The organism is Alterinioella nitratireducens, from assembly GCF_013155465.1.
Classification (GTDB): Bacteria; Pseudomonadota; Alphaproteobacteria; order Rhodobacterales; family Rhodobacteraceae; genus Alterinioella; species Alterinioella nitratireducens.
Genome location: NZ_JABJVX010000037.1, coordinates 1 through 5,693 on the forward strand (window position 1 = coordinate 1; position 5,693 = coordinate 5,693).

At 50.3% G+C, this 5,693-nt stretch carries 6 protein-coding genes; 2 read left to right on the forward strand and 4 right to left on the reverse strand.

All coding sequences use genetic code 11. From position 1 onward, the window contains the following. Positions 1-404 precede the first annotated feature (404 nt). Positions 405-851: a hypothetical protein gene (locus HNS34_RS20285; RefSeq protein ID WP_172321893.1), complete on the forward strand. Its 447-nt coding sequence runs from the start codon at positions 405-407 to the stop codon at positions 849-851. An 11-nt stretch (positions 852-862) separates the two neighbouring features. Here the strand turns inward: HNS34_RS20285 and HNS34_RS20290 are convergent, their stop codons facing one another. Together HNS34_RS20290 and HNS34_RS20295 are read right to left on the reverse strand one after the other, a co-directional pair. Then, positions 863-1,516 carry a recombinase family protein gene (locus HNS34_RS20290; RefSeq protein WP_172321894.1) on the reverse strand — a complete coding sequence of 218 codons (654 nt, stop codon included), beginning with the start codon at positions 1,514-1,516 and terminating at the stop codon, positions 863-865. Then, positions 1,513-1,662, reverse strand: coding sequence for a hypothetical protein (locus tag HNS34_RS20295; protein ID WP_172321895.1), 150 nt, complete (start codon positions 1,660-1,662; stop codon positions 1,513-1,515). The genes HNS34_RS20290 and HNS34_RS20295 overlap by 4 nt, the downstream gene beginning before the upstream one ends. A 269-nt stretch (positions 1,663-1,931) precedes the next feature. On the opposite strand from HNS34_RS20295, the gene HNS34_RS20300 reads away from it, so the two are divergent. After that, positions 1,932-2,222: a hypothetical protein gene (locus HNS34_RS20300; RefSeq protein ID WP_172321896.1), complete on the forward strand. Its 291-nt coding sequence runs from the start codon at positions 1,932-1,934 to the stop codon at positions 2,220-2,222. Between the two features lie 531 nt (positions 2,223-2,753). Here the strand turns inward: HNS34_RS20300 and HNS34_RS20305 are convergent. Together HNS34_RS20305 and HNS34_RS20310 are read right to left on the reverse strand one after the other, a co-directional pair. Next, a complete protein-coding gene (locus tag HNS34_RS20305; protein ID WP_172321897.1) occupies positions 2,754-4,415 on the reverse strand; it encodes a DEAD/DEAH box helicase family protein in 1,662 nt (553 codons plus the stop codon). A 278-nt stretch (positions 4,416-4,693) separates the two neighbouring features. Beyond that, on the reverse strand, positions 4,694-5,254 hold the full coding sequence (locus HNS34_RS20310; RefSeq protein ID WP_172321898.1) for a hypothetical protein: 561 nt from the start codon (positions 5,252-5,254) through the stop codon (positions 4,694-4,696). Between the last annotated feature and the right edge of the window lie 439 nt (positions 5,255-5,693).

Here is a 5,693-nt window from a genome sequence, read left to right on the forward strand (position 1 = left end):
CGACAATCGCCGCCCTGTAACTGCGGCCGAGCCAAGGCCGAAGAGCAAAGTTACACCATTTCCCGGGACACTATCTACCAAAGACATTCTCAGTCGAGAGGACAATGCTTGAAAGCGTCCGAGATGGCAAGCAATTGCCCCAAATGTATGCAAAATGTGTGGGAAATGTGTGGGAAATAACGATCAAAGATCGTACCGATAGAGCCAGCTTCGCTGTAACATATGTATCACTTCTATGGTGCTGCACTTCTGGTGAGCTTCGATGCATTGGTGAGATGCGGTTGAGCGAACTTGATGAAAAAATATTGATTTAAATCAAAATGTTAGGGTGATGTCAAGATGGCAGAGTTGCGTCACGTACATTATTATCGTTTAGTATCAATATTTTAATCGGAAACCACTACATGAAAACTATTCGGAATCTTGGAGCGGCATTAGCAGTTTGCCTTCCCACTTCAGCGCTTGCACAAGAACTTCCTCCCTTTGAAAGTACGATGGATAGGTCTTTCGAAGCCTATCGGTATGAGCGATGTGCTGCACTGCACATGAGCGTGATAGCCTGGTTGGTTCAGGATAACCTTGGTCCGGATACATTCCGTGCCTTCTCTATGCGATATCAGGAATTTCATGAAGCAGCAGCACGAGTCTACGAGAACCATGGAGACACCTCTTTTGATGTGGGATGGGATCGGGCGACGGCAACAATCGAGGCAATACGTGAACTCTATCTTTCGGAATTCCGAGCGCTCTATGCTTCGACTGGCTCCCGAGATGTATTTGAAAGTGAACCATTTTCCGGTGACTTTGAAGTATGTTCTGATTACTATCACAGCTTGAGAAACAGCCAGTGACCCGAAGGAACTCAAGCCCGTTCTAGCACCCTTTTCACGGTTGATGGATACCAGCATTCAGACCCCTGAGCTGTCTTAACTCCAAGCTCTGTCATCCGGTCGGCTATCTGCTGGTAGGTCATACCTTGCTCACGTAAGGGCTGAATGGTGTTGATCACCCTCTGGGCGTTGGCATCAGCCTGAGCCGAGATCGCCCTGTAGCGCGCCTCTGCGCCCTTCCTATAGCCTCCCAGCTTCACACCTTTGGCCTTGGCTTCCGCCAATGCGGCCTTAGTCCTCTTCGAAATAAAGTCACGTTCCTGCTCAGCTAGTGCAGCATAAATATGGAGCGAGAACTTATCAGCCTGAGGCATCTGAGCCACCTTGAGCTGGAGCTTCTTGTCGTCCATTAACGTAGCAATCACAGATACCTTTCGGGACAACCTGTCGAGTTTAGAGACAAGCAAGGTAGCTTTCTGACCCTTGGCTAGAGCAATTGCTTCCTTCAATTCCAGAGGGTGCTCAACTGAGCCACTGACCACAGCCGTAAATTCACCGATCACTTCCCAAGGTTCTTCTGAGTAGTTTTCCAGAAAGAGTGAGATATCCCTGTCCTGCGCTTCCAGCCCAAGCCCTGACTTCCCTTGGCCAGTTGTACTGACACGCTTATAGGTGACGTATTTCATGGCTGCGTCTCGGGCTGGTAGCAGGTTGCAGTGTTGCAGGCCCAAATTCGACCCGTAAAGTTATCCACAACAAATCCGAGATCACCACCAGATGTGCTATAGCGGTTCGACCATGCAATCAATGCAGCACCAATGACGATGGCCATGCTCAACTCTCTCATCTACTCTTCTCCATTTATCAATCATCAACGAACGTTGAAGGTGTTATATCAGTGGAAGAAGACAAAATCCATGAACAACAGGAGCAGAAGGTGCTATTAACGTGGGGGGGATGTTCTTCTGGCTCTACACATAGGGGGAACCCCGGGGGGTATGGGGGGTATTCCTATTCAATGAAACACACCTTGAAAATTTCTCGACAGAATTTTGAGAAGGTGACTATATTCTAACAACACACCAAGGACCTAACGACAAAATGGATGATGCAAAGAGCACCTGCTGGACCTTTTTATTTTCTGGCCTTGTATTTGGCGCAGGTCTTTCATCCTATTACTTTACGTTTGACTGGGAGATCATCATTGGGGTGGTAATCATGGGTGGCGGTGGCCTTTTGTACGGTTATAGCGGACTGTCTAGCCTCAATGAGGCACTTTCCCGTGAGGTCAAAAGAAATAGTGAAATGCGAATACAAATAAAGGAAGCTCTTTCTTCAAGCGACAATTTCGAAGAAATTAAGGAAAAGCTAAGCGGGATAACTAAAGCCTGAGAAAAATAAGTAGTTTCATGCGGAGCCTATGGAACCATCGCTTATTGATGAATAAGACAGAAGAGAAGAATAGACCATGGCGCTCACTACAAGCGCGGCTAGAAGTACAGATCGGAGAGGGCTGAAACCCGTGGTGTATCTTTGTGTAATGTTGACAAAAACTCATTCTCGTGTTAATATATCCCTACTAGGAGGGTGATAGGCTATAAGGTCCCGGCGGGGCGCAGTGGTTCACCCAGTTCTTTATTTACCAGATCAAAGACAAATGAGACTAGAGAGCCTTCTGGGCACACCAAAGGGGCCTTCACTTAAGGGCGAGAGCCCCCTGTTTGTCTCTTTTCTACAGCGCAGCTGTCTTCATTGTCTTAGCTGGGGTACAGGGGGCGCAGCGCCCCTGTCGCCTCTTTGAGTGAGCTTCAGTTTAATCCTAATAACTGATTATTAATAATAGGAAATTCTAAAGGTCCCTACTCTTAAGGGAAATTCTATTAAGACTAAGAACCTTTAAAACTTTTAGCCCCGCCAGAACCTTTAGCTCAATCGAGTGAAGCTCGTAGGTTTGCCATATCTGCCGGGCCGTCCACGTTCGAAACTCCACCCCATGGAAAACCATAAATCGGTTCGTTCTTCGATCTGCGCCTTCGGTTTCGTTCCTTTGATCTTGATATCTGCATCTTTAAGGTCCTGCGCCGAAACACAATCCTTGTTGGTCCGCTGCAAATAGTCAGCGATCTTGACAACCACCGTTCTCGTCTTGCCCTTGGTCGCTGGCTCGGAGCCTTGCTCGTACACCAGCTTTACGCCTCGAAACAGCTCCGGCAGGAGCTCGGTAAACAAATCACGGTCAGGAAAAATACAGTTTAGCTCCATCTGATCTGCTAAACCATCACCGTCTACATTTCGGCAACTACCTCTCGCTGCCATCTGTTTGACGTGGGTGGCATGATGCAATCTCTTAAGCTCTCGGATCGTACTGCTCTGAGTGTTCTGTCCCGGCTCTAGTGTTTCATCCGTGGCATACTGCCGAGCATGCCCAAGATACTGCAAGAACAGCACATCGGAGGGCTTATGGAACAAGGACACCAGCCAGACGGTATCGCAGTCTCGGTACTCGTTACTGCCTACGTCGCAACCCCAGTGCGTGATCTTTGCCCCCTTCAGCCTCCGTGCGATATCCTTTTTTAATGGCTTCGGACAGACGACGAGGGTGCCACTGTTCCACGTTCCCACCTTCTCGGCCACATAGGCCACAAGAGCTTCCCGCTGATCTGGGTCGTCCTGAATCTTGTCGTGGTAGTGGGATACGCCATTGGGCCATGGGACGTACTTTGCCGTCATATTCTGATAATTCACCTTTACAGGATCGCGCTCAATCGTGCCTCCTTGAGCAGGATCGAAGTGCCAGCCCTCAAGGTGTGCAGTAGCCGAGAACACTACCGCCTTTTCTTCAAACGGCAGGTCATAGGTGTACCAGCGCCAAACCGACGCTTTGCCAAACCGACGCTGGAACGCAGTGCCCTGAGCCATGTGCTCGGCTAGCCGCTTGATCGCCTTAGCAGCTTCCGACTTGGGTGCCGTCTCTAGAACCTCGTACACCCAAGCGGGAAAGCCGGTCGGACTGAGGCCAAGCGTATCCCGCTCCTCCGCCCATCTTGCCGCCTTGGCGTAGGGTGTGGACTGTTCTTCATCTTCTGCCTTCACGAACTGCCAGCGATGAACCACGCCGCTAGGGACAGGTTGAGGGTACTCATCAATGAGCACTGCATCACGTCTACCCACCCAGCCTTCAGCCGCCTTGCCCGCATTGTGCGTCAAGATAAGGCACTTCTTCTTCGCTGCCTCGAACTTAGTGAACCGGACGGAAGGTTTGAAGTCCGCCAACACGTCTTCCACGGGATCGTGGTACTGCGTCCAGACAGCAGACTGACCGGGTGCCAGTTTCTCCATCTCTTGCCAGAAAATATCTGCGTCCTTCCTAGTCGGGACAAGGACCAGAAAGTGTGCTGAAGGATCAACCTCATCCCATATTCTCCTCATCGCCAACCGGGCACCAGTTGTCTTGCCCAAACCTGTCTCAGCGGTGAAAAACTGAAGAGCGCCCTTAACGCTCATCCTCATCAGGATCTTTTCGAAGACCTTCTGCTGCGTCTCTGCCACAACATTCTTCGCCTCAAAGCGTTGATGCATTACCATTGACTGTACTCCTGACCAACAGCACCGGGACGCTTCTTGAACGGACCCAGTTGAGTCTGCCGGAGGCAAGATTTGCATAGAGAGTACCAGACACCATCATGGTGCATGACGGGTTGATGCTTGCAGCGGAGGCACTGACGGTTGTCCCTCCGGCTGTGTGAAATAGGGGGATATCTAGGCATAATGGCTCCTTTGAAATCGTTCTTTTCGTGGCAAAAATCGGGGGGGCATGGGGGGTAGGTGCGGAACCCCCTAAAATTGCCACGGATCATTCAAATTTATATTTTAAAAACAGTATCTTGTAAGAGTACGTCCTGAGGGTTTTTGTTTTCCCTCGACCCCAAAAAGCGACTTGCCACAAGGTCTCGATATGAGCTGGCTTCCAGCAACGTCGTGAAGGTCTTCTTTTTGCCCTTTATCCGCACTCGATAAGAGCCTGATGGAAGGGGTTCGATGTTTCGCAGATCACTGGTACGGGACTCGCAAAACTCCTGATCTTTTTCCAGAGACCGGAGAGCAAACGCTGCATCGCCAGTGACCTCTGCCTTTCTCTTGGACAGATGGTGCTTGAGAACGGCCAACCCGCGACGGTCATCAATATCGGCCTGCATGACACGCCATTTGAGTTCCTGATCGCCGCCTAGGCATCGGTCGATGATGAGTTCGAAGTCACCGTGTAGGAGGTGAGCGAGCCTGATCTCATCTGCCTTCTCGTTCCATTCTGCTTTTTTAGTACCGTCGATCTCCAAGCAATCGAGGTCGTACAGCATTCGCTCAGTGCGGGGGGTGAGAGGTTTGATGGCTTCGAGCTCACCAGCAAGCATATCGGAATTGTTCATGGAATGTTCCCTAATTGAATTTTCAGAAAAGAATGTTGCCCCCCGCCACAAAAAGACGGGGAGCGCTTTATTGTTAGGATTGAGTTACTGAGGTGCGACGCTAGCCAATGCCCATAGAACGAAGACAAGCCAGACAAACGGTTCAGTCGGAAAGGTCAGCTTTCCGCGCCATGATGAGGAAGTTTAGCAAAACGGGTGGGCTTGACCAAACACCTCGCAGCGAAGCTGGACCCTCCACCAACTGGTACATCACCTCCTTCGGCTTCCTTCGCAGAAGAATCTGGCCAGACCATTTATCTGGGCATGTATACCCAACCGATATGGATTTATCCGAGAAGAAGATTTCTTCCATTTGAGCGCCTGAAGCAGTGTCCCAACAGTTGGTGTAACTCCCGCCGGTAGCGCGGGCTGAGCGGAGCCTTCGCATAGCGAAGCGAGG